At 58.2% G+C, this 22,471-nt stretch carries 25 protein-coding genes; 23 read left to right on the forward strand and 2 right to left on the reverse strand.

Annotated elements, in window-relative coordinates; translation table 11 throughout:
- The first annotated feature begins 386 nt into the window (after positions 1-386).
- The 13 genes from NBT82_RS18620 to NBT82_RS18680 all read left to right on the forward strand — a co-directional run bounded on the left by NBT82_RS18620 (position 387) and on the right by NBT82_RS18680 (position 12,581).
- Entirely contained in the window at positions 387-1,253 is an 867-nt protein-coding gene (locus NBT82_RS18620) for a DNA-binding protein (protein WP_251331466.1), read from the forward strand.
- 306 nt (positions 1,254-1,559) lie between these two features.
- The gene (locus NBT82_RS18625) at positions 1,560-5,753 is read left to right on the forward strand and encodes an NACHT domain-containing protein (RefSeq protein ID WP_251331467.1); all 4,194 of its coding nucleotides are present in this window, start codon (positions 1,560-1,562) and stop codon (positions 5,751-5,753) included.
- A gap of 169 nt (positions 5,754-5,922) precedes the next feature.
- Positions 5,923-6,849 (forward strand): transcription initiation factor IIB, encoded by a 927-nt coding sequence (locus tag NBT82_RS18630; RefSeq protein WP_251331468.1) that lies wholly within the window; start codon positions 5,923-5,925, stop codon positions 6,847-6,849.
- Between the two features lie 94 nt (positions 6,850-6,943).
- Positions 6,944-7,825: a biosurfactant protein 1 gene (locus tag NBT82_RS18635; protein ID WP_251331469.1), complete on the forward strand. Its 882-nt coding sequence runs from the start codon at positions 6,944-6,946 to the stop codon at positions 7,823-7,825.
- A gap of 138 nt (positions 7,826-7,963) precedes the next feature.
- Positions 7,964-8,152, forward strand: coding sequence for a DUF8012 family protein (locus NBT82_RS18640; protein ID WP_137711694.1), 189 nt, complete (start codon positions 7,964-7,966; stop codon positions 8,150-8,152).
- Positions 8,153-8,243: 91 nt separating this feature from the next.
- Positions 8,244-8,624, forward strand: a complete 381-nt coding sequence (locus NBT82_RS18645; RefSeq protein ID WP_251331470.1) for a hypothetical protein — start codon at positions 8,244-8,246, stop codon at positions 8,622-8,624.
- A gap of 67 nt (positions 8,625-8,691) precedes the next feature.
- Entirely contained in the window at positions 8,692-9,354 is a 663-nt protein-coding gene (locus tag NBT82_RS18650) for a DUF6735 family protein (protein WP_251331471.1), read from the forward strand.
- A 73-nt stretch (positions 9,355-9,427) separates the two neighbouring features.
- Positions 9,428-9,844, forward strand: coding sequence for a DUF8025 family protein (locus tag NBT82_RS18655; protein WP_251331472.1), 417 nt, complete (start codon positions 9,428-9,430; stop codon positions 9,842-9,844).
- A 104-nt stretch (positions 9,845-9,948) separates the two neighbouring features.
- The gene (locus NBT82_RS18660) at positions 9,949-10,440 is read left to right on the forward strand and encodes a DUF7995 family protein (RefSeq protein WP_251331473.1); all 492 of its coding nucleotides are present in this window, start codon (positions 9,949-9,951) and stop codon (positions 10,438-10,440) included.
- Positions 10,441-10,443: 3 nt separating this feature from the next.
- Entirely contained in the window at positions 10,444-10,809 is a 366-nt protein-coding gene (locus tag NBT82_RS18665; protein WP_251331474.1) for a DUF7568 family protein, read from the forward strand.
- Between the two features lie 77 nt (positions 10,810-10,886).
- Positions 10,887-11,282: a DUF7567 family protein gene (locus NBT82_RS18670; RefSeq protein WP_058567078.1), complete on the forward strand. Its 396-nt coding sequence runs from the start codon at positions 10,887-10,889 to the stop codon at positions 11,280-11,282.
- A gap of 58 nt (positions 11,283-11,340) precedes the next feature.
- The gene (locus NBT82_RS18675; protein WP_251331475.1) at positions 11,341-11,934 is read left to right on the forward strand and encodes a hypothetical protein; all 594 of its coding nucleotides are present in this window, start codon (positions 11,341-11,343) and stop codon (positions 11,932-11,934) included.
- A gap of 74 nt (positions 11,935-12,008) precedes the next feature.
- Positions 12,009-12,581: a hypothetical protein gene (locus tag NBT82_RS18680; protein WP_251331476.1), complete on the forward strand. Its 573-nt coding sequence runs from the start codon at positions 12,009-12,011 to the stop codon at positions 12,579-12,581.
- 87 nt (positions 12,582-12,668) lie between these two features.
- Here NBT82_RS18680 and NBT82_RS18685 read toward each other — a convergent pair whose 3' ends face one another.
- Both NBT82_RS18685 and NBT82_RS18690 read right to left on the reverse strand, forming a co-directional pair.
- Entirely contained in the window at positions 12,669-13,010 is a 342-nt protein-coding gene (locus NBT82_RS18685) for a hypothetical protein (protein ID WP_008458758.1), read from the reverse strand.
- A gap of 349 nt (positions 13,011-13,359) precedes the next feature.
- A complete protein-coding gene (locus tag NBT82_RS18690) occupies positions 13,360-14,727 on the reverse strand; it encodes a restriction endonuclease (RefSeq protein ID WP_251331477.1) in 1,368 nt (455 codons plus the stop codon).
- A gap of 118 nt (positions 14,728-14,845) precedes the next feature.
- Between NBT82_RS18690 and NBT82_RS18695 the strand changes: the two genes are divergently transcribed.
- The 10 genes from NBT82_RS18695 to NBT82_RS18735 all read left to right on the forward strand — a co-directional run bounded on the left by NBT82_RS18695 (position 14,846) and on the right by NBT82_RS18735 (position 22,375).
- A complete protein-coding gene (locus NBT82_RS18695; RefSeq protein WP_251331382.1) occupies positions 14,846-15,532 on the forward strand; it encodes a DUF6166 domain-containing protein in 687 nt (228 codons plus the stop codon).
- A complete protein-coding gene (locus NBT82_RS20090) occupies positions 15,532-15,657 on the forward strand; it encodes a hypothetical protein (RefSeq protein WP_256476704.1) in 126 nt (41 codons plus the stop codon). The genes NBT82_RS18695 and NBT82_RS20090 overlap by 1 nt, the downstream gene beginning before the upstream one ends.
- Before the next feature lie 129 nt (positions 15,658-15,786).
- Complete coding sequence (locus tag NBT82_RS18700) at positions 15,787-16,947, forward strand: hypothetical protein (RefSeq protein WP_251331383.1); 1,161 nt, start codon at positions 15,787-15,789, stop codon at positions 16,945-16,947.
- A gap of 97 nt (positions 16,948-17,044) precedes the next feature.
- Positions 17,045-17,356: a hypothetical protein gene (locus NBT82_RS18705; RefSeq protein WP_251331384.1), complete on the forward strand. Its 312-nt coding sequence runs from the start codon at positions 17,045-17,047 to the stop codon at positions 17,354-17,356.
- A 139-nt stretch (positions 17,357-17,495) separates the two neighbouring features.
- Positions 17,496-17,717, forward strand: coding sequence for a DUF8129 domain-containing protein (locus tag NBT82_RS18710; protein WP_059059096.1), 222 nt, complete (start codon positions 17,496-17,498; stop codon positions 17,715-17,717).
- A 123-nt stretch (positions 17,718-17,840) separates the two neighbouring features.
- Complete coding sequence (locus NBT82_RS18715) at positions 17,841-18,842, forward strand: DUF6610 family protein (protein WP_251331385.1); 1,002 nt, start codon at positions 17,841-17,843, stop codon at positions 18,840-18,842.
- Positions 18,843-18,912: 70 nt separating this feature from the next.
- Positions 18,913-19,260, forward strand: coding sequence for a DUF8013 domain-containing protein (locus NBT82_RS18720; protein WP_251331386.1), 348 nt, complete (start codon positions 18,913-18,915; stop codon positions 19,258-19,260).
- Positions 19,261-19,346: 86 nt separating this feature from the next.
- Positions 19,347-20,273: a M78 family metallopeptidase domain-containing protein gene (locus NBT82_RS18725; protein WP_251331387.1), complete on the forward strand. Its 927-nt coding sequence runs from the start codon at positions 19,347-19,349 to the stop codon at positions 20,271-20,273.
- Positions 20,274-20,435: 162 nt separating this feature from the next.
- A complete protein-coding gene (locus NBT82_RS18730) occupies positions 20,436-20,651 on the forward strand; it encodes a hypothetical protein (RefSeq protein WP_251331388.1) in 216 nt (71 codons plus the stop codon).
- A gap of 89 nt (positions 20,652-20,740) precedes the next feature.
- A complete protein-coding gene (locus NBT82_RS18735) occupies positions 20,741-22,375 on the forward strand; it encodes a potassium channel family protein (RefSeq protein ID WP_251331389.1) in 1,635 nt (544 codons plus the stop codon).
- Positions 22,376-22,471: the final 96 nt, after the last annotated feature.

Consider the following 22,471-nt stretch of genomic DNA (forward strand, 5'->3'; position numbering starts at 1 on the left):
CGGCTCGCCCCGCTCGCCGCTGCCGCCCTCCGCGTCGCTCGCGACCGACCATTCCGGGCATGCGGGCGCTCTCCACACCGCCCGCGCCCGTTCCGGGCTAAAGTGCATGTGCCCTCGACGCCAGCGGGTAAGCGCGAGGGGTTGCGCGGCGTAGCTGCTCACCCCCCACGCTTACTCCGCTGGCCGCTCGCTCCGGGCGGGTCGGCGCGCGGTGCTGGTTGGGCCCACCTCATGCAGGCGCGCTCTCGCTCGCGCCCGGTAGGGCGCTCGCGAAGGCGCGAGCGAGAGCGCGCAGATGGTTCTGTCGGTCGTTGTCGTCGGAAAACCGCGATGTAGGAGCATCGCGGAGTCGGCGCGTGAGCGCCTTCGGAATCAGGTCGATTCCAATGTCTAGTAACAACGCTAGCGGAAAGGTCGTTTCGGTCGATGAACAGGCATTCGAGAAAGCGGGCGGTCAGGCAGTCGATGAAGACGGCTTCCCGGTCGTCGACAAGACGCCGGAGTTCGAGGCCGCGGTCGAGCAGGAGACGCAGGCGAAGGTGGATGCAAACCACCCGGAAGGGATCGCGGACACGAGCAAAGACCGGATTCACGGCGTCACCCTCGAACAGGAAGAGCGCATTCGGGCGCGGGAAGCCGAACTGGAGCGCATCAGTGCCCAAGCCGAGCTGGGAACGCAGCACGGTCGTGAGCAGCGCACGCGAGAGGTCGTCAGCGAGCAGTGTGGTCGTGACGAGCCGGCGCCGGCGGAGCGCACGGATCCCCGAGAGAAGCTGACGCAAGAGGAACTCGCGGAGGTCAACGAGCAAGCCATGCGGATCAGCGACGAAGTGAAGGGCGGCTGGTCGAGAGCGGTCGTCGCGAAGCAGTTGGCCGAGAAGGTGCAGCGCGGTCGGGACGTCACGAAGGCGGTGCTGGAGACCCTCGAGGAACTGAAGGCGGCGCCGGGGGCGATCGTGCCCATCGCGGACGTGCCGGACGTCCCGGTCGGTGAGGTGACGGTCGAAGGCACAGTTAGCCAGCTCTGGGATCCGAGTGACACGTCAATTTCTCAGGTCGGGTTAATCGAAGACGACAGTGGGAAGATCAAGTTCACCATCTGGGAGGCCTCTCGGAAGACGGTCGTGAGCGAAGGTGAGACGGTCCGGTTCCGGGCCGCCAAGAAGAACTGGTACCAGGGGCGGTGCAGTATCGCCATCACGGGCTGGAGCAGGATCGAATTCCCAGAGCGCGGTCGGTGGTGGGAAGAGTAGGCGAGCGCGACGCCCTCCTTTTTTGATGTGTGCCGGACCGGCCCTGACCCCGCCGCCCCACCCTCCGCTCCGTGCTCGCTTCGCTGCGCGCGCAGCCACAACCTCACGCACCGGGCCAACCGATTCGACGATCTCATTACGGTGTGTGTCAAGCACCACCATCTCTGGAAACGACTCTCACCGCTTCAGATCGATACTCAGTAAATCTTGCAGCCAGCGGCCGTCTAAATGGGAAAGTGATTGAACAGCGGTTGGGAGGGAGTAACACCATAGATTAGATATGGCTCCCTGATGAGAGGGTAATCAATGAGTGTATCTGTCGATTTTGGAAACATTAGGCCCATTGAGGACTCTCGGAGAAAAGGTTTCGAGGAGTTATGCAGCCAAGTTGCTCATAAGTACGAAGAAATCCCGGCATCCTGGAAATATACGCGTATTGGCGACCCTGACGCAGGAATTGAGTGTAAGTGTGAATCCCCAGAAGGGGAAATATGGGGTTGGCAAGCCAAATATGTTGATAGGATAAACAACGAGAGCCTGTCTCAGATCGACAGCTCTGTGAAACAAGCCCTGGAAAACTACCCTAATCTAAGTCGCTACTTTGTCTGCGTTCCCTGTGATAGACCTCATAGTCCGAGGGAGGGCATCAAAACTGCCCTAGAGAAATGGAATGATCGGAAGGAAAAGTGGGAGAAATGGGCTGAGGAAGAGGGTATGGATGTGGAGTTTGTTTTCTGGGGGCATTCAGAACTTCTAACATTTCTTAGCCAAGATAAACACAAAGGTAGAATCTATTTCTGGTTTAATTCAGACTATCTTACTGATACAAAGCTCCAGGATCAAATGGATGTGTCTATTTCTAATGCCAAAGACCGCTATAGTCCAGAACTTCACGTAGATACCGGTAATGCGGATATTTTTGAACCTCTAGGAAGGACGCCGACATTCGAGGAGAAGGTGAATGAATTACTTGATGATTTGGACGAGAAGGCCAGTAAGCTGTTTACGGAAAGACGGCTTGAAATCTTGGAGGAAGTCGATAAAGACGCCACGCTAAATCTTCGTCAGGCAATAGAAAACCTACCTGATCTGCTTGAGGATATTGAACAAATTTCTGAGGATATTCCATTAACGGAGCTACGTGAAAACGGGGAGAAAGCAGAGAATGCAATACGAGAATTAGCACCGCAGCTCCGAGCACTCAAGGAAGAAACAGATGAAGAGAAGAGTGAGACAGAAGGCCTGGGGAGGTCAGCAATGTATGATTTCAGGCAACTTCGAGGCGCCGTTGCCGATTTGAAGGGGTATCTCGACAGCAATAATCTTCAAGCTGCTGAAGATTCTGTTTTGAAGGTGCTCGGGGATGCGGGTGTAGGAAAAACCCATCTCCTTTGCAACGTTGCTAAGAATAGGATGGAAGATGGCTATCCAACGATTCTTCTCCTTGCTGAGAACTTCAGAGACCGAGATATCTGGACTCAGATGATTGAGCGAATTGGTCTAGATTGTACGCCTGAGGAGTTCTTGGGAGCGTTGGATTCGTTCGGCGAGTCTCGCGGTGTTCGATCGCTATTGATGGTAGATGCACTGAATGAAAGCTCTGACCCCAGAATGTGGAATCGGCGGTTACCAGGGATTCTGAGTAAATTAGATAACTACCCGCATATCGGATTGTGCGTTAGTTGTCGAACCGGTTATGAAGACCTCATCTTCCCCGATAGTATCGATGACCAATTTGTAGATACACGGCACTACGGGTTCAATAACGTAGAGTATGAGGCCGTCAGAAAATTCTTCGATGAACACGGAATCGAGCACCAATCGGTACCAGTTCTCCGGCGAGAATTCCAGATACCGTTGTTCTTGAAATTGTTCTGTGAAAACTTAGAGAGTCGGGGGCAAAGCCGTGTATCACACGGCCCGGAGGGTATCAGCGAAATCTTTGAGGGATACATCAACGGAGTTCATAACCGTCTTCACCCGCGTTTAGATTACGATCCCAGCGATAATAAAGTAAAGAGGGCGGTAGAGGCCCTGGCGCGTGAGATGGCTAAAAATGGAGGGGGCACAAAGAGGCTTCCCAAGAATGAGGCCAAAGATATCGTAGACGAGTTCCTACCAAGGAGGTCTTACTCAAAGAGCCTGTATAGAAATATTCTGAGTGAGGGGGTTATCTCAGAGGTAGTTACTTTTGAGGAGGACACGGATGAGGCGGTTCGATTCTCCTACGATAAATTTGCCGACCACAAAATAGCTCAACAATATCTGGAAATCTATGTGGGCGATGATATTGAGGAAGATCTCTCAGAGACAGAGGAGTTACAAGAGGTGTTTGAGAATCCGGAGCGGTACGCTGGGTTGATCCAAGCCTTGGCTATTCATCTCCCTGAGCAGGAAGATGTCGAAGTATTTGATTTTGTAGAGTCGGATGATATTCTTAACTCCTTTATTAAGAGCTTGGCTTGGCGGAATCCGGAAACGCTGACGGATAGTGGTGGAGAATTGGGTGAGGGAATTGAGGATTATCTGTGGGGGGAATTGGAGTCTCTTGAGGATCTCCATGAGCTCTGGAGAGTTCTGCTTACATTATCTACTAGTTCAGAACATCCGCTGAATGCTGAATACCTTGATGACGTTCACAGAGACAAGGAAGTGTTCAGACGCGATTTTAACTGGTCCAACTTTCTGCATGAAGAGTGGAGAGAAGACACATCAGAAGTATATCGATTAGTCAACTGGGGATTCTCTTTGGAAAACAGGCCAGTGGAGTCGTATGAACTGAAGCGCTTAATGTCGATAACCCTCTCCTGGTTCCTTTGCTGTCCAAATAGACATGTTAGAGACCAATCGACAAAGGCTATAGTCAATATCATAGACTCTGATCTTGAAATTTACAGTGAATTGATCGAGCGTTTCCAGGATGTTACTGATCCTTACATCTTGGAACGGGTCTATGCAGCAGCCTACGGGGGAGTTCTCCGACATAAACAAGATGAATCGGTTGCTGAAGTTGCCGACACCGTTTACGAAATTGAGTTTGAGGATAACGATCCTACGCCTCACCAGCTTACAAGAGATTATGCCAGAGGGATTATCGAGCTGATTCACAATGTCGACGACAGTTACGATGTCAATTTGGAGGAAGTGAGGCCTCCCTATGACAGTTCGTTCTCTATCGATGTTCCCTCTCCAGATACGCTTCGTGAGCAAGTTGAGAGCGTCCTAAAAGACTCTGATACGGATTTGAATACCCGGTTCTGGTGGGGGCTAGTTGGATCTGATTTTGAAGGACGTGGACACAGTGATTTCGCACGGTACATTGTTGGGACCAACCACAGTCCTTCTAATATCCACGGTTACGACTTTTCTGGGGACAAGGCCCTTCGTTGGATAACTAAGCGGGTGTTCGACCTGGGATGGAGGCCCGATCTATTTGGTTCGTTTGACGACTTTGTGAGTCGAACCTACACAGGGAGAATGTCAAATAGGAAGCCAGAGAGGTTCAGCAAAAAATACCAGTGGATTGCATATCACGAATTAGTGTCCTGGATAACCGATAACTGCGACTTCTCTGATTCAACTGTAGAAAGGTCTTATAGCGGCCCTTGGACGCAGTTTGATCGTGATATCGATCCTTCAGTACTAAATCCTAAGGCCCGTTCTGAGGTTTCATTAGATGAGCCTGTTGAGTATGATTGTTGCATAGATGAGGTTGGCTTAGAGGAATGGATCACAGACCATGAGGAATTCCCTGACTTGGTTTCGCTGTTGGATATCTCTGTAAATGGTGAGAAATGGCTGCCTCTGCATAGTGTCTATAAGTGGAGAGCAGATGAAGGAGAGGATTCCAGGCTTGAGAGGGATGTGTTTGCCCGGATTGACACTGTCGTTGTGGATTCTGAGATGAAAAAGGGCTTAGTGTCTTGGCTTCAGGAAAACTGGGTTATTAGTGACGAGCTTGAAAGTACTCCGTTCCATTTGGGTACATTCACTCAGACGTTCTGGGCGGAGTATCCGTGGCATCCTTCGGTGGATGATGGCTGGGAGGAAGATAGGAATCCGATTCGAGGTGCACCGATTTCTACGACCGATACGACTGTCGATTTGCTTTGGGAGTCAGAATATGACTGTACTGTAGATGAGAAATATGGAACCTATGCCCCCTCCCCACCACTTGCGAAATTACTCGACCTCGAATGGGTTGTTGATACTAAGGAATTTGCCCAAAAAGGCTCTGACCCGGTACGTATAGCAGATGTTTCGACTTCGGAAGGGTTGATTGACAGAGTGAACTCGCTCTCGATGTTAGCAGCAGATGAGAGAGTGATAGGAGAATTAGAGGAAGAAGGCCTCTCCTTAGTCTGGATTATACAAGGAGAAAAGCGATTACTTACCGACGCTGCTACAGGAACCGGGATGGGTCAAAGTCAAATCAGGGCAGTATACACCCTTGAGGGAGGGGAATGGAGTGGAGAGATGGACAGCGGTTACTATAATTGAAATACATCTTGGTTGACTTTTCGAGGTTGGCGTGGTTATTGTCTTGAACTCGTAGTTCGTAATCACACCCAGTCAAGAAGCTGAGATTCCTACTGGAGTGCTTTCTATTTGCCCCTTAATGGGCGAGGGGCTCGCTGTACTGGCGAGTTCCCGAAACACGGTGAGAACGATGGCAACCAGAGACATCTACGAGAGCGGATTCGACGAAGACGTCCGAACGGAATCGAGTGCGAACCAGTGTCCCGAGTGCGACGGTCGGGTCACCACGAACGCGGTCGAAACGGTCTGCGAGGACTGTGGCCTGGTCGTCGACGAACAGCGCATCGATCACGGGCCGGAGTGGCGGGCGGACGACGACGAGGAGCGGGGGCGAACGGGCGCCCCACTTACTGCGGCCCGCCACGATCGCGGCCTGTCGACGGAGATCGGTCGCGGCACCGACGCGAAGGGGAACGAGATCTCTGGGCAGAAGCGACGGCGACTCGCGCGGATGCGTCGAGAGCAGACACGTGGTCGCTGGCGGTCGAAAGCGGAACGAAATCTCGCCCACGGGCTGGGCGAGGTGCGTCGGTTGGCAAGTGCCCTCGAACTCTCCGATTCGGTCCGTGACCAGGCGTGTCAGCTCTTCCGGAGCGCTCAGAACGAGGATCTGCTTCGTGGCAGATCCATTGAGGCCATCGCCGCGGCCAGCGTCTACGGGGCCTGCCGGTGCAACGGCCGCTCGCGGTTAGTGGACGACGTCAGCGAGATGGCCCGCGTCGCAGAGTCACGAGTCACGAACGCGTACAAAACGCTAAACGAAGAGCTGGGGCTCCCCGCTGAGCCCGTCTCCCCCAGCATGTTCGTGCCGCGACTCGCTTCGGACCTCGAGTGTCCGGACGAGATCCGACAGCGGGCCCGAACCCTCGCGGAGCAGGCCGAGGAGCGCGGCGTCACGACGGGCGTTCATCCGGCCGGGTTCGCCGCGGCCTGCCTCTACAAGGCCGGTCGCGACGAGGGCCGATGGTTGACGCAATCCGAGGCCGCGGACGTGGCGAACGCCTCGAAGGCGACCGTCCGGGCACACTGGGATACGTTGGAGGAACAGGTCGCCTGAGGCAGATTACTGTCTCTCCGTCTGTACTGCACATCGGTCTATCCACGCTACGATTTAAACACGAAGACGAGCCATGTTCTCTGTAGACTGCTCTATGAACGGTCGTTACTCCGACTTTGAGGAACTGCGGCCGACCGGCGAGGCGTCCCACATTCCGGACACGAGGCTGGACGACGGCTGTGAGGGTGCCCCCCGGCGGCAACGCGACGCGACGAGCTCTGGTGGCTACCCTGATGCGCCGACGGTAACCGACGGCGAGTGCAAGTCGTGTGGGGCGTCAGTCCCAGACGGCCAGACGAAATGCCGATTCTGTCTCACTAACCATCTCGGGAGTGACGCCACTAGCACGAACGAGACAGCGTTGACGACGTTCCTCGGCATCGTCCACCTAGTCGTCGAGTCGACCACGTTCTACGGCGCCGTCGCGAAGGGCGGCGCGGCGGCAAACCTCCTCTCCGCCAACGAGGCTGAGTCGGCCGTCGACGACTACACGCTCATCTACGATCTCGACGAGGCGCCGGCGCGCCAGCTGGCCGAGCAATGGCCCTCACTCCCCGACGCGGTACAGGTGTCGTCAGAGGAGGGAGAGCGGCTTCTCAGAGCCGCCCGTGACCGGACTGGGTGGCACGGGCAGGAAGCGTCGGAGCGTCAGGAGCAGGTCCCGACGCGGCTCTACGACCAGCGTGGGAACGGCATCCGCGACGCGTCGCGTCTCGACGCGGTCCTCGACGACGCCGACGACGCGGTGTGGCTGGTTCCAGCGATGGCGCTAACCGAATCCAGAGGCGAGGCTGCGGCTGATCGCCAGGTGTCGTCGGTACCGACGACTCAGGAACTCGACTGTCAAACCTGTGGACGGGCGACCGACCATCGGTTCAAGAGCCACGAGTCGGTTCCGGATGCGGCGTGGACGGGGCAACCGATCTGGGAATGCCGGGTGTGTGGCTCGGCTCGCTACGGCCCCAATCTCGAGTAGCCCCAGTGCTGAGCGTCGATTAACCAACATCCTGCGAGCACCGTCGATGTTCGTTGGTTAAGACTAGGATCTCCTGCAAGTCCGACGCCAGTCTCGATGGGGAGTCTTTCCGCGCCGGCGAGCGGTGAGGCGCTTCCGATGGAGCAAGAGTTCAAACAGGGCTACCGGATGCATCGTATACTCAGCAATCTCAACCGACTCGACGTCGACCGATTGGACGATGCGGATCGAGAGCGAGTCGAGACCGCGAGAAATCTCCTGGAAGAGGTGAGCCTTCTCACGCGGCCGGGCGACGGAGCCGGGGCGGACGCCCACGCAGACTCCTAAATGGCGTCGTCGGCCACACCTCGGGAGGCACCTCTCGCGTCGGTTTATCGCCCCCGACAGGGGTGCGGGGGCGACCCCGTGAAGTCCAGACATGGCGACACTGCAAGCTGCGACGACGTCGACCGGCGCGATCGTATCGGATCCACAGGCAGTCCGCGAGCTCTGTGAGAGCTACTGCTTCGGGACGCTCGACTGGGAGGTAACCGAAGACGGAGAGCTCACCATCTGGGGATACGACGACTTCGAGGTGTACGAGGCGCGGGAGAACGGCCTCCCGGACTACGAGGGCGGGATCGTGACCCACGAGTTCTTGCGAGAACTCGCCAACCACCTCGAAGCGGACGAGGAACTCGATATTCAGACGGCAGGATTCACCAAGTGCCGCTTCCCCGTGCTGGCGAAGCGGTACGTCGTTCGCGACGGCCAAGTCCTCCACGCGGACCTCAGTTCCCCCGTCCCGATCGACGAGTAGCGTTGTTCGTCCCCCGAGAGGGGTGCGGGGCGATCCAGTCGCGGTCGCCCCGTGAGGTGATTGCTCGATGGGACACCGCGCGCTCGTTGCGTACGAACGCACAGACGGACAGTACACGCTCCACTACAGCCATTGGGGCGCAGCGAACCTCAAGCTCACGCACCGAATTTCGGCTGAATCGCCGTTCGGTGGCGACGACACCGACTCCAAGTGGGCGAAACAGCTCCTCGCAGAGCTTGCCGATGGCCTCGAGGCAGAAGCCGTCGACGGCGACCTCGCCGGCGAGGATCGACCGTCGACGGTTGTCGAACCGAAGCCCCGCGCCACCGGGCTCACCCTCGACGAGATCGTCGCTGACCATCTCGACTACCTCCACCATGAGGCGTTCTTCGTGGTGTCGACGACGTTCGAGGTGACCGCCTATCGGACGCTGTGGTTCGGGCTCCAGTACGACTCGGAGACGGTCGAACAGGGAGAGTCGGTCGGGAACGGGGCGCTCGCGACGGTGCGCTGGTACGACGGCGAGCCGGTGGGCGACGGCCACCTACATGGACAGTTCGCGGCCCTCAAAGACGTCGTTGGCGATATGCTCGACAAGGGCGTCTTCACGCCGTCGACGGCGAGACAGTACCTGAAACGGAAGCTGGCCGAGCGAGTCGGAGACCGACAGGAGCTGCTCATTCCGACCGGAGAATCACCCTTCGAGAAGGCGAGCTTGAACCACTCCTAGTTCGATCTGCTTCGTGGCAGCTGCTGTTTTTCAGGGTCGGAATGGGTGAGCCCCGCCGTAGGCTCATGATTCGATGACATCAGAGGACGACCCGTTTCACGACTGCGAGTTGGATCCCGAGACGATCCTCGGGACACACACCTTCGAAGACGTCCTGTTCACCGACGAGACGGAAACCCCGGTGAACGTGCTGACCGGCGTATCACCGGCACATTCGCGAACGACAGTCGAGGAAGCGAAGGAGTTCGCTGCGAGTATCGACACGGAGACGCCCCAGATCGCGCTCCCCGCATCCGTCGAGTCGCAGGTCGAAACACAGAGCAAGCCCTACACGGCGGCCGCGTTCTTCCACTTCAAGGCGACAGGCTCGCTCGAACGGCACCGCGCCTACCACGCCGCCTACGAGGCGGACGCGTTCGCGGTCGACTTCGAGGCAGATTACGCGTCGGGCGACCTGACCATCACTGTCGAACGAGCGGACGAATCCTGAGAATCCGCCGTCACGAGGAGAGTTTTTCGAGCGCCGGCGATGGGTGCCGGCGCAGCTGGAGCGAGCAACGATTCCCGGTGCGTCGGCGTTTCGAGGTGTTCGAGATGCATATGGTGATTTACGCCCTCGTAGAGGCATCGACGCACGACGACGCCCTGGCCACCGGAAAGTCGGTGTTCGACCGCCTGGTCGGCGCTGACCCACACGCCGGCGCCGTCTTCGACTACTACGTCACGTTCGATGAGGAGGACACGTCCGTTGCGGGGAAGGCGCGATGGGGAGAGTTGCCGACTGCAGCCCCCGTCGACTCTGATGACGGCGAAGACCTGCTCGAGCGTGGTTGGGAGGCGACGAAGGAGGAATTCGAGCGGAATCTCGACCGGGTGAAGGAGGCCATCGACGAGCTCTCAGACGAGGAGATCATGCGCGACGAGGACCTCGCCCGGCACGCCTTCCACCAGGTCGGTGCGTACGATGGCCCGACAATCTTCCTGTACACCGAACACGGAACCGGCATTCGTCACCGTGGACAGCTGGATCGACTCCTCGAGGAGAGTGAAGAGCTCTGGATCGTGCCCGCTGACGTCCACTTCTAACCAATGCCTCGCATCACCAACTGGCGACGCCAGAGCCGCTCGCCGACGCTTGCGTATCGGAACACCGAGACCGGTGCGCGAGCCGTCCTGCATCGAGCCCCGGACTCCTACCGGTACAAATGGCGTGGGGCAATCCTCGTCGACGGCTATCCGGTGTGGTCGCGGGGGTACGAGACGAAGGACGCGACGTCGTTCCGTGACGAACTCCGGGAGCGGCCGGCTCCGGACCTCAGCTGCCCGGAGTGTCCGAACAACGACGTTCGCGTCGGCGAGAAGGCAGCAGACGGGGCGAAAGTCCAGCGGTGGTACGACTGCCCCGACTGTGGATACGAAGCCCCCTCACGCATCGTCTACGGCCCCGAACGGTGAGTGAGTGAGTGAGCGCTGGGCGCTGTTTTTCGGCCGGGCACGAGGTGGTGGCCCGGGACGACCGGGTGAGTCAACCAATGACCCTCGAAGTACTTGACCGACACAGCGAGGCACTATTCGAGTTCCTCTGGTGTCCCGTCTGCGGGCAGGAGGTCTTCACTCACATCCCCTTCGAGGGGGTGTTCTGCAAGAACTGCAACACCCAGGTCGAACTCCAAGAATCCCGCGAGACACGCGGCTACGAGGAGGCCGTGCTCGCCTGCTTCGATTCTACCACGACCTGGAACCTCCACGTCGACGAGAAACTGCGCCGCGGACTGCCTGATGGGTCGGCGCGCGTGAAGATCTTCGGCGCACCGGGCGCCTACGAGGTCGACTGGTGGAGTCCGGAGCCAGGTGAGGATTGGGAACCTGTCGAGCGCGGCGAATTCGACGACGTCGAGGAACCAAACGAGGTGGCGCACCTAGCGTAGAGCTTAGCAAATACGCCAAGCCTGTTTGTTTTTACTCTACCAATTGCACACATCGTTTATGGTCCAAACCGAAGGCGCTGTAGAACGACTACGGCGAAGAAAATCAATGGAATCGGATCTGCGCGAACAAATTGGTGGTGTACAGTTCTCTTTGCCCTTATTCACGATCGAACAGGCTCAGGAAATTAGACTACGCCCAGATTACGAAGACCTTCTATTTGACATGTATATGTCCCCTCAGAAGAGTGATCTCGATTTCGAACACGACACCCTATCATATCGGATTAAGGATGTAGAAGTGCGTGAACACGGGACGGGGATCAGTTATCGAGTCAAGCGAATATTGGATATGGCCTCATTTCAAGCAATCGTGAAAATTGACCTCGAATTCGAGGAATCTATCCCCACAATGCAGCTTCACGAGGACCCTCGATTAGAAGATCTTGATCTCTCAGCGGATTACTATCGGGGCGACTCTGAGATGACACTGTGGATGAAGGAAGTAGAGGACGGAACAGATGCGCTCGCACACCTTGCCCAATTTAATCAGGCGCTCAGTAGCCAATGGAACGGACCGAAAACGATAGATGAGGCAATTGAAGGAATTGCAAAATGGCAGGCGTTCAATCTTATGCAGGAGAAGAGGCGGTGACTGGAGAGAAGGTTTCCTGACGGTTGTTTCTGCGCCGGCGATGGGTGCCGGCGCACCCGCGTCGGCGGTGATCGATGTCGACACGAAGTCAACTCCGATTCATCCAACGGAGCGAGACCGCAGGCGAACAGTCCGATACCGACCGCATCGCACAAATCTACCGCCACTCGGACGGATATCCCGATAGCGTCCTCCATGACCTGGACCAGCTGAAGCAGCTGCTTGACGAGACACGAACAGAGCGCGGGGCTGCGTACGCCGCTGCCCAGTTCCTGTTCCTCGACACGCTCTCGACGATGACCCTCTACGTGGACGAAGGGCGTGACCGGAGCATCCACGCTGACCAACCCTCGGATCTCCTCGACCCGGACAATATGGAGCACCTCAACCAGCCGATGTTTCTGCTCGGACACGGCGTCGAGAATCCGGCCGACGGCATCCACGGCGACGAAGAGTACCTCTACGTTGTCGAACTCCCGACACGGAATCCGTTCGAGGAGCCGTCCGAGTGGACCGTCAAAGTGAGTGGTCACTCCGCCTTCCCGCGCTGGGATGGTCCGACCGAGGAAGCCTTCGATCGGGCTAGCTGGCAGTTTGAAGGACCGCTCTCGGCCGCCGTCGACGAACTACTAGCTCAACCAAGCTAATCGTTAATTGGACACTCCCAAGGTTCGAGTTCTGAAGAGAAGGAGCACCCAGTATAGGATTCTTCGGAACGAATGATTTGCAGATTGCTACTGAGAGTTACGAATCCGCCGTCGAGCTCGAGAATCCAATACCTGCTGTGCATAGAGTGAATCCTCTCGGTCGCTTTCCGCGACCCATTCAAACGCTTGGCGAGAAATTTGTTTCATCAGTAGCTCACCGTTTTCGATTTTCCAGCCAAACGGTTCTTTAGGGTCTAATCCCCGCTCTCGAAGGATCTCGTCGTCGACACGCAGAGCCATAACGAGGTCGTCCCCGTATTCAGCTGCTTGTTCCGGGCTCAGCACCAAGTTATCGAGGTATTCATCGCTGTTCGGCTTGGGCGTCATCCACTCGACGGTCCACTCATCTCCGACCTGATTGGAAGGCATACCTGTAGAATAGTCGTTGCTCGATAAAATTGACAGGGGAACAAAGGGTCGTATCAGAACCAGGTGTTTGCGCTCAGAGCAGACCATTGCCAGGACAACAGAGAACAATACCCGTTTTAATCGATAAGTCCGATTGGTCCAGTATGGATTACGTGGATGAGCCGCCGGAAACAGAAAATCCTGTAATGGTGATTCGGGTAACAGCGAAATGTACCCTCTGCGAAACCGCTGAGCGGTGTGACTCACCTGGCGAAGCAAAAGAGTGGGCGAGAGATCATCAACATCCTCGAGACTTTATTGGATACCGTCGGACCTGGGCCGAGCGATAACCAATTCGACACCTCGATACTCAGATTACACCTCCAAGTGCGAGGATGCCAAGCAGTAGTAGAACAGCCGTAATTACTCCTCCACCAGCAGTGAGGAGCTTATTCTCCATCACCTTCTCGTGGATCGGCATCGCGGCGTACTCCTCGCGGAAGGCCTCGAGATTCTCCTCGTCGTAGAAGTACTTCGTCTTCAATGCGAACCGTTCCGTCACCGCGCAGCCCGTACAGACCGGTTCGCCTTCCAGCCGCTCCGTTTTGGTGTGGCTGGAGCAGGCGATGGCCCCGCAGTTCGGACAGTAGGTGTACATCTCGGTGACGCCACTCGTATCACAGTGGACGCACTGATGGATGCCGTCCTCGGCGGTCACTCTCGACGGGCCTGCCGCATAGTACTCGTAGGGGTAGGTGTACTCCTGGACGTCGGTAGTGTGCCGAACTTCCGGGAGGTACACTGGTTCGATCGACTGGACAGAGATGTCCGAGCGGTTCGGCTCACAGGTCTTGTTGTACGTGACGTTGTTGTCGCCGGTGTAGGTGACCGTCGTCGTGTGATGCTGCTGGAGGCGCTCGACGGCCCACTCCTTGTACTCCGTTTGCGTCTGCCCGAACCGCCGCTCCTCGACGTCGTCGAACACCTCTCCGAACTGCTCGGCATCGAGGTCGACCGTCGCGTGGAGATTCTCGGTGACCAGCGTCCCGACGTCCTCATCGACGACCTGCGGCTGCCCGCGTTCGGCGTGGGCGACGAATCGGGTCCGGTCGTTGATCCGGTGGATGACGCCCACCGACGTCTCGAAGACGGCGTTCGTGTCCGCGGTGACAGCGACCACCGGGCGGAACGTCACCGATGAGTGTGGGTCTGGCAGGTCGGCAGCCTCGATGTTCTCGATGTCGCGGAACGCCTCCGTGACCGGCGCGTCGACGTCGGCGGCAGGGTCGTACGGGCGGAGCGTCTCGTCGCAGAGAATCTCGATTCGTCCGTTGTAGAGGTCGAGGCCGATCTCGTCGGCGATCTCCCGGAGGTCCTCGCCATCGAGCAGCTCGATCGGGTGTGGGTCGTCGTTCTGCTGGAGGCGGTTTGCGTACTCCTGAGCAGGGTTCGTAAACCGGCCGGTCGTGACGACCATTCCGCGTTTCGGGCCGTCGAAGTCGAACGTCGCGATCGCCGAGTGGAGCTTCTGGACGACCGGCCGCCCGACCGTCCCCGTGTGCTTGCACTCGACGATAATCGCACGCCGCGTGCCGTCGACGACCTCCTCCATGATGACGTCGCGACCCTCGTCAGCCGTGCGGTCGGCCTGGCGGACGTTCTCGTAGCCGAGGTTCCGGAACACGTCCTCCATCACGTCCTCGAACTCGAAGCCAGAGAGATCGTCCAGTACAGCCATCCTCAATTATGTGGACAGTACGTTGGAACTGCCAAATACGTTGGTGAACGCTACGCCGTCCTGTTTGTTGAACCCCTGAGAGGGGTGCGGGGGTCACCGAACCGCCCGCGAGCAACGAATGAACGGGAATGTACCTGTAGCAAGTTCGGAATCGGTTCCAGTAGCATCGGCCGCTCAGTCTCACCAAGCCACAGTCGAATACGTCGGCTTCCGCGTCGACGGCCAAGCCGTCGTGCTGAACCTCTCGGAGCATCGGCGACTCTCCCTCGAGCGCAGTCTGGACCTCGTCAACCACAGTCCGAGCGGGTTCGAGTGGGGGTACACCGGTAGCGGGCCCGCCCAGCTCGCGTGCGCACTCCTGCTCGACTACTACGACGACGAGCAGTTCGCCCGTGAGCACTACATCGCGTTCCGGAATCAGGTGGTCTCACAGTTGGAGTGCGACGGTGCAGCGGCGTGCTGGCACCTCACCGGCGAGGAGATCGACACCGCGATGGCGACCCTTACCGACGACGTCGTCGCGCTCCCCGACGGTGGACGGCCGTCACCGACGCTCCCCGAGAACTGGCGAACCGTCTCTCGCCCGGACCGGCGGGTCTTCCAGCGCGCTGATCGCGACCACTACATCGTACTCGGGGATGGGAGCGACGAGTGGCTGGTCGTACTCTGCAGCCAAGGCGACCGGGCATATCCTGCCCCGCTCGTACATCGGACGGTTGCCGAAGAGGCTGACGTGGAACGGGTAATCCGGGAACTCGCCGAAGAAAGCAACGGCCTCATCGAGCCCCGGGAGGGGGAGCACTGATGGAGACACTTCGGCTGGCGCGAGCCACCCACCAGCTCCTCGAACGTGTCGAGGCGCTCGAGAAAATCGGGCGCGAACTGGAGCGATACAACGACCGACAGGAGCGCACCGACGGAGACACCTGAGGATGTGAGGACACGCTCCAGGTCGAGTGGTAGTTCGTGAGACGTTGTTTTTGCGCCCGGGAGAGGGGCGCAGGGCGCGAGACGATGCAGTCGCACGTCGACGAGGATTCCTGAAGTGAGGTGACTGAGATGAAAGATCCAGAGTCCAGAACCATCTTCGCTGGCGTCGATGGACGTACCGACACCGAACTACCAGAGTGGTACCGAGAGCGACACGGGGATGCAGACCCTGTGACCTTCGCCGAGGCGATTCGCGATCTTCCGCAGGCCGTCGAGACGACCGTGGCGTACCAGAATCCGTACACCGACGAGTGGGTCAAGACGGAGCGGTTCAACGCGCTCGTCGAGCCGAGTCGGGCTCAGGAGCAGGCCCGAGATGAGGACGCGGACACGGACCCGTTGTTCCACGTTCCCACTGACAGCTACTCGATCATCAATCCGGTCGACGTCTACGGGCCGCTGGAGGAGGTCCTCCGCGAGGAGACCATCGACGGGACCCCGCTGGGCGAGGTGATGTTCGGCGAGATTCGGCGCTACCGGGGCGGCGGCGAAGTCCATATAGACATCATGTTCGACGGCCTCGAGGTGCGCCTTCCCGGTCGGTCGGACCCGATTACGATGGGCGTCACGTCGGGCTACGACTTCTTCGGCGAGCACGCCGTCTACGTGGAGGGGTTCGCTCAGGATGGCTACTGCTCGAACACGATGCGCTCGCTCACCGACAAGGAGGTCATCAAACACGTCGGCGACGTCCGGAACTTCCGGACCTGGTGGGAGGAACTGCTCGCACAGGTCGAACTCGTCGCCGATGACCTCTTCGAGTTCATCCGGGACGCCCAGGATATCGAACTCGACTTCTCCGAACTCCCGTTCACCGTCACGGAGTTCTACACCCTGCTGGGGTTCCCGGACTACCTGGCCGAGCGTGCCGCCGGCGATGCAGAAGCCAATGCGGCGTCCCCCTTCGAGATCGATATGTGGACGCTGCATTCCGGCGCGACGTACGCCCTCACCCACTTCTTCAAAGGGAAAGAGGGGGCATCCCTCGATCAGTACGTCCGCATCGCCAACGACATCCTGTTCAATCCGGAAGGCACGATCGAGCGCGTCGAGCAGGCCTACGAGCAGCAGCTAGAGGCGGACGGTGACGACGGGTCACAGGCGTCGCTGGCCGGCGAACGAGCGCTGGCGAGCATCGAGCGCGTCAGCGACGACCTGCAGGAGAAAGTCGAGCAGTTCGAAGAACGCGAGGACGCGCTACGTGAGCGGTTCCAAGAGGCGATGGGCTAAGAGCAGTCGGCGAGAAAATTCGCCAGGCGTGCTTCCGTTCTAGCGGCTGGAATCCACTGCTGACAGTATTAAGTGAGTAGGGGCGTACCCAGAGACCATGTCTATTGAGCATAATCCGACTCTCGACGCGCGAGAGCCACAGCAGGGGGATATAGAGACTTTTGAAGAGTTGGAGTCTGGTGACTCGGTCAAATTCTTTGAGTGGCCCGTCGAGCCGTTGACTGTCATCGGCTGGGAAGAAGACGACAAAGTCGGGGAGCGGGTAAGAGTAGAAGCAGAAGGCGGCGAGTCGTTTCTATATCAGGTAAACGGTCACCTCTGGCATTACGTCCCTGAGGACGAGTTCGCCGGCGAGAATAACCCGTACCCTGTTCAGGACCTCGTTTTGCTCGAATCCTCGGAAGCCTGACTGGGCTTCGAGACAGCGCGAATCCTGTCGTGAAGGCCTCTATTTTGGTGGTCCCATTCGCAGTGGGTGCACCTTCCCAAGATCTACTGCTTCAATTCTCTGCTGTTGCTCGTGCCCTCGATAGGTGGAGGCATCCGTTATGGGTACTTCTACAGACGACTCAGAGGCGTCAGACGAATTTCCGCCTGAAAAACGGCTTGAAGCACCGAACACGCGCCTGATCAAGGCAGGGATCGAGACGATTCCGGATATGGAAACCCTCCAGGAGTGCGTTGCCTACGAGAACGCCCACCAGAATCGAACGCAGATTCTGCGCCGGCTCAAGTGGAAGGCTGAAGAGCTACGTGAGGGCGAAGAGTAAGTTCTGTTCTTAACCAACGCATTCCGCGTGGGTTTCCTGATTGTTGGTTAACTGCCTGAGTCTCGGTTTTTCGGGCCCCTGAATGGGTGCGGGGCAGCCAGCAGCGGCCTCGCGAGCCTAATCATGTCCCTCAAGCTGAGCTCCAGCGCCAGCACCGCCCGCGAAATCGCCGCCGCCAGACAGGCAGACTACGTGGCGTTTCTGCATCGAGCCCCGTTTGTCGTCGACGCTGTCGACCTCGGCTTCCTTCCCGGCTTTCGCGAGGATTGTGGGTATCAGGAGGCGCAGTATCAGAACCTTAGCCTCCCTGTCGGGATGCTCGACAACGATTTCCGGAATCCCGATCTGGAGCGGTTCGTCGACCGTTTCTTCGAGTACGAACCTCAGGTCGGGGTCATCGGGGACGTCGACGAAATCGACGACGTCGACGCCCACGTCGCTGCTGCTCGTGAGATCCAAGCGAGCTATCCAGAGGCCGAGCTCATCGTCGTTCCGAAGTCGCGGGCGGTGATCGACGCGATTCCCGAGACCCTCGTCCTCGGGTATTCACGAGGATACGCCGACCGCCTGGCCCACGAGTTCTCCGACCCTGCCGATTGGAGAGGGCGGCGCGTCCACATCCTCGGCGGGAGTCCGCCCAAGCAGCTCGATGCCATTCGGCAGCTGACCAGACCGACACTCACGGACGAGCCACCAGCCGACATCGTCGGCGTCGACTGGAACGGGCTGCATCGCGGCGCGCAGTTCGGTGAGTTCTGGACGGCCGACGGCTGGGACGACAGCGGTCGCGACGCCGACCACGTCACTGTCCGAAAGACGGTGCGCCACAGCCTCGCTCGCGTCCGTGAGTTTTGGAGGGCCCACGGAATCTGGCCCGAAACGACACCGCAAGACGAGGGGCTCAACGTCGAGTACGAGGGTCCGAGTCCTGCCGATCTCGAGGACGCTGCCTGTACCGAGTGCGGGACGAACGTCTGGCGAACTCGCCGCGGCCCGTACGTGGCCGAATACGATTCCGGCGCAATCTGTGGATACTGCAGCTACGAGTGCTACTTCAGCCACCGTCATCGGAATAACCTGGAGGAGATCGCCGGCGAGCAGAGCGTCTACCTCCCGCCGGCGTGACTTCGCGACCTGTTTTTCGTGCCCCAGAGAGGGCGAGGGCTCCTTCGAAAGCTCTCAGAGGTGACTTCCAGTGAGTCAACAACAGAGTCCCGACAACGTCTCGATCGACGAGATCCCGGTCGATATCGACAACACGCAATCAGCGAAAGTCGATTCCGCCGACGTCCCCGACGAAATCGAATCCATCACCCGTGGGCTCGCCGGTGAGCAGCCGCCGACGAATCCCATAGTGGTTCTCAAGGCGGCCCGGTGGTGGTACATTCACGGCAAGGGCGGCACGGATCCCGCCTTCCAGTGGGCCATCGAGTGGGCGCGTCACCTTGCGACCGACACACCCAGTGACGTCGAGCGGTTCGACGAGTTCCTCGAGTACCTCGTCACGGTTGGCTTTGCGGACGAACGCCACGAGCTCCGCTGACCGGCAGAGCGGTTTTTGAACGCCCCTGAGGGGTGCGGCGCGGTCTAAACAGACGCAGTCGCCGTGAACTCGATTCGGTGAACACGATGTCCACGACCAGAGACTCGTCGGTCTCCTTCGACCAGACCGACACGCGATCAGACGAGATGAACAGTACCATCGAACAGTGGATCGACGACCTCGTCGCCGGCGTCGACGACGCGCAGGCCAGCGAAGAGTTCCAGGAGTGGCTCGACGTCCAGAGTCGCTTCCACGACTACTCCTACCGGAACACGCTCCTCATCAAGCGGCAGTGTCCCGAGGCGAGCCAGGTGGCGGGCTACCGGACGTGGCAGGAGGAGTTCGACCGTCACGTCACGGAGGGTGAGTCGGCCATCTGGATCTGGGCGCCGATCATCACCAAGCAGTGCCCGGAGTGCGAGAATTCGCCGAGCTATCACGAGGATAGTGACTGTGACTACGATGAGACGTCGCCCGAGGAGTGGTCCGAGGGCCTGGTCGGGTTCAAGCCCGCGCCGGTGTTCGATGTCTCCCAGACCGAGGGCGAACCGCTTCCCGACCTAGACACTGAAGCGACTGGGGACGCCGGCGATCTCGTCGAGCAGTTGACTGACGCCGCTGACGACCTCGGCGTGACGGTGCGGATCGTTCCAGCCGAGGAGTGGACCCACGGCGAGGCGAAGGGCATCTGCGAGCAGCTGAGTCTCGTCGACGTTCAGCCGCTCGTCGAGGTACGTGATCGGGAGAACGAGGCCGACCTCGCGCGAACGCTGATTCACGAGTACGCTCACGCCCTGCTCCACTTCGACGTCGACGACGACACCGAACGGGCGAAACGCGAGGTCGAGGCCGAAGCCGTCGCGTACGTCGTCGGGCGCTACTGCGGGATCGATACCAGCGGGTCAGCGTTCTACCTCGCTGCGTGGGAGTCGGATAACCCCGAGGTCGTTCGCGAGCGGCTTGGACGTATCAGTTCCACAGCAGAGGAGCTCATCGACGTGCTCGGAACCTGAGTTGCCGCAGTGAGAAAGAGTTGGAATGATAGATAGGAGCGGTTTAAAACGGCCTCCATTACGCATCAGGATCGGTCCCAGAATACTGGTGGAGAGAACTCTGTTAGTGTGCTACCGCTCCAAGTTCTATATAGTAACCACCCAACTTTCTATTGGAGACCGATGAAGGAAGTGACTGATACGAAGATATATGCGTACTCAACCGAAGTGACCGTGGAGATCATGGGCGTCGATAGCCACGGAGACTTTGCTATCGTCTCCTATCAGTTCAGTTTCGATAACGATCAGACGACACTACGGGTGAAAGGAGATATCGACCCACAACACGAATCATATGTAGAATCCGCTCTCGAAGAGGCTGGTTATACACTCGTTTGATCCGAACCATACATCGAATTCGAAACCTGATCGAAGTTCCGATAACCATCTCCTGATGGTTTAATGGAGCGGACCTTATGACCGTCAGTATGGATAAATGGCAGCGACGGACAGTCTATTATTCACTCCTTCTCATCGGAGTGATGCTTGTTTACACGGTTCTCTATCATAACGGAATGCGAATCTACGAGGGAGAGAATCTCACCTTCCTCCATTCCCTGCAGGTTGTCGTCGAGACGTTCACCACGACCGGGTTCGGGTCGGATGCACCGTGGGACAGCCCAGAGATGAACGCACTTGTTATCGTCATGGACCTCACAGGTGTAGTCCTCATTTTTATGGCCCTGCCAGTGTTGGCATTCCCGTTGCTCGAAGATATCCTGTCGACGACCGTCCCAAAATCGGTCGATAACGGGCTCGATGACCACGTCGTCATCTGTTCCTATACTCCCCGAGCGGAGGCGCTCATCTCCGAACTTGAATCCTGGGACGTAGACTACGTTATCGTCGAGCCGGACCGTGACCGTGCGACCGAGATCTACGAAGATGATTATCACGTCATCCATGAGGATCCCGAATCGGTGACTGGCCTCAAACAAGCAGAACTCACATCGGCTCGGGCACTCGTCGCCGACGTTTCCGATCAAATAGACGCAAGTATCGTCTTGACCGCTCAGGAAGTCGCCGATGATGTTCCGATTATCAGTGTCGTTGAGGAACCTGATCGAACGGCATATCACCAGCTCGCAGGTGCTGACGAGGTGCTCTCTCCACGACCGCTACTCGGCGAAAGTCTCGCGTCGAAAGTAACGACATCCATCACAGCCGATTTGGGGGAGGCAGTCGAGATCGGCGATGACTTCGAGATTGCGGAACTCCCGATCCATCGTGGCAGTCAACTCGTCGGCACAACGCTCGCCGACAGCGGGATACGGGAGCAGTCCGGCGTCAACGTTATCGGGGCGTGGTTCCGTGGAGAATTTGAAACCCCACCATCTCCGGACGCAACGCTCACGAATGGTACAGTGCTCCTCGTCACAGGCCGCGAGGAGCAACTCGAACAACTCAAAGAACTCACGCTCTCAGAGGTTCGACATTTCGATCGTGGACGGACCATCGTTATCGGATACGGACAGGTCGGCCGCACGATCACCAATGCCCTCGATGAAGCCGACCTGCCGTACACCGTGGTCGACCAGACGGAGATGGAGGATGTCGACGTCGTCGGTGACGCTATTGAGCCGGAGACGCTTCAAGAGGCGGGAATAAACGATGCCAGATCGGTGATTCTTGCGCTCCCCGATGACACGACTACCGAATTTGCGACGCTGGTAATCCGGGATGTGAGCCCCCAGACGGAGATCATCGCCAGGGTTGAGGAGACTGAGAGTGTCCAGAAGATGTACCGGGCCGGCGCCGACTATGTCCTGTCGCTGGCCACCGTCAGCGGCCGAATGATTGCGTCGACAATACTCGAAAACGAAGACGTCCTCTCGTTGGATCAGCATGTGGAGGTGGTCCGCACGCACGCACCAGAACTGGTCGGGCGAACAATTGGCGACGCTCTAGTGCGATCGAAGACAGGTTGTACCGTCGTCGGGGTTGAGCGTGACGGTGGCGTTATTACCGACGTGGGACCAAATCACAGAGTCGAGTCGGGCGATGAACTCATCATCGCAGGTACTGACGAGGGAATTCGACGGTTCAACGAGCAAATGACGTGAAGAGCGAATAAGTGCGAACCACACTAACCATCGAATCAAACGCATATGCATCCGTATATACGCGAATATTTCCGACGCCTCCGTTTGCTCTCGTGG

Source organism: Haloplanus sp. HW8-1 (assembly GCF_023703795.1).
GTDB lineage: Archaea > Halobacteriota > Halobacteria > Halobacteriales > Haloferacaceae > Haloplanus > Haloplanus pelagicus.

Bases quoted from the DNA above. Each gene is read 5' to 3' on its own strand.
- NBT82_RS18620 (WP_251331466.1), top strand. From the start codon at position 387: ATGTCTAGTAACAACGCTAGCGGAAAGGTCGTTTCGGTCGATGAACAG.
- NBT82_RS18625 (WP_251331467.1), top strand. From the start codon at position 1,560: ATGAGTGTATCTGTCGATTTTGGAAACATTAGGCCCATTGAGGACTCT.
- NBT82_RS18630 (WP_251331468.1), top strand. From the start codon at position 5,923: ATGGCAACCAGAGACATCTACGAGAGCGGATTCGACGAAGACGTCCGA.
- NBT82_RS18635 (WP_251331469.1), top strand. From the start codon at position 6,944: ATGAACGGTCGTTACTCCGACTTTGAGGAACTGCGGCCGACCGGCGAG.
- NBT82_RS18640 (WP_137711694.1), top strand. From the start codon at position 7,964: ATGGAGCAAGAGTTCAAACAGGGCTACCGGATGCATCGTATACTCAGC.
- NBT82_RS18645 (WP_251331470.1), top strand. From the start codon at position 8,244: ATGGCGACACTGCAAGCTGCGACGACGTCGACCGGCGCGATCGTATCG.
- NBT82_RS18650 (WP_251331471.1), top strand. From the start codon at position 8,692: ATGGGACACCGCGCGCTCGTTGCGTACGAACGCACAGACGGACAGTAC.
- NBT82_RS18655 (WP_251331472.1), top strand. From the start codon at position 9,428: ATGACATCAGAGGACGACCCGTTTCACGACTGCGAGTTGGATCCCGAG.
- NBT82_RS18660 (WP_251331473.1), top strand. From the start codon at position 9,949: ATGCATATGGTGATTTACGCCCTCGTAGAGGCATCGACGCACGACGAC.
- NBT82_RS18665 (WP_251331474.1), top strand. From the start codon at position 10,444: ATGCCTCGCATCACCAACTGGCGACGCCAGAGCCGCTCGCCGACGCTT.
- NBT82_RS18670 (WP_058567078.1), top strand. From the start codon at position 10,887: ATGACCCTCGAAGTACTTGACCGACACAGCGAGGCACTATTCGAGTTC.
- NBT82_RS18675 (WP_251331475.1), top strand. From the start codon at position 11,341: ATGGTCCAAACCGAAGGCGCTGTAGAACGACTACGGCGAAGAAAATCA.
- NBT82_RS18680 (WP_251331476.1), top strand. From the start codon at position 12,009: ATGTCGACACGAAGTCAACTCCGATTCATCCAACGGAGCGAGACCGCA.
- NBT82_RS18685 (WP_008458758.1), bottom strand. From the start codon at position 13,010: ATGCCTTCCAATCAGGTCGGAGATGAGTGGACCGTCGAGTGGATGACG.
- NBT82_RS18690 (WP_251331477.1), bottom strand. From the start codon at position 14,727: ATGGCTGTACTGGACGATCTCTCTGGCTTCGAGTTCGAGGACGTGATG.
- NBT82_RS18695 (WP_251331382.1), top strand. From the start codon at position 14,846: ATGAACGGGAATGTACCTGTAGCAAGTTCGGAATCGGTTCCAGTAGCA.
- NBT82_RS20090 (WP_256476704.1), top strand. From the start codon at position 15,532: ATGGAGACACTTCGGCTGGCGCGAGCCACCCACCAGCTCCTCGAACGT.
- NBT82_RS18700 (WP_251331383.1), top strand. From the start codon at position 15,787: ATGAAAGATCCAGAGTCCAGAACCATCTTCGCTGGCGTCGATGGACGT.
- NBT82_RS18705 (WP_251331384.1), top strand. From the start codon at position 17,045: ATGTCTATTGAGCATAATCCGACTCTCGACGCGCGAGAGCCACAGCAG.
- NBT82_RS18710 (WP_059059096.1), top strand. From the start codon at position 17,496: ATGGGTACTTCTACAGACGACTCAGAGGCGTCAGACGAATTTCCGCCT.
- NBT82_RS18715 (WP_251331385.1), top strand. From the start codon at position 17,841: ATGTCCCTCAAGCTGAGCTCCAGCGCCAGCACCGCCCGCGAAATCGCC.
- NBT82_RS18725 (WP_251331387.1), top strand. From the start codon at position 19,347: ATGTCCACGACCAGAGACTCGTCGGTCTCCTTCGACCAGACCGACACG.
- NBT82_RS18730 (WP_251331388.1), top strand. From the start codon at position 20,436: ATGAAGGAAGTGACTGATACGAAGATATATGCGTACTCAACCGAAGTG.
- NBT82_RS18735 (WP_251331389.1), top strand. From the start codon at position 20,741: ATGGATAAATGGCAGCGACGGACAGTCTATTATTCACTCCTTCTCATC.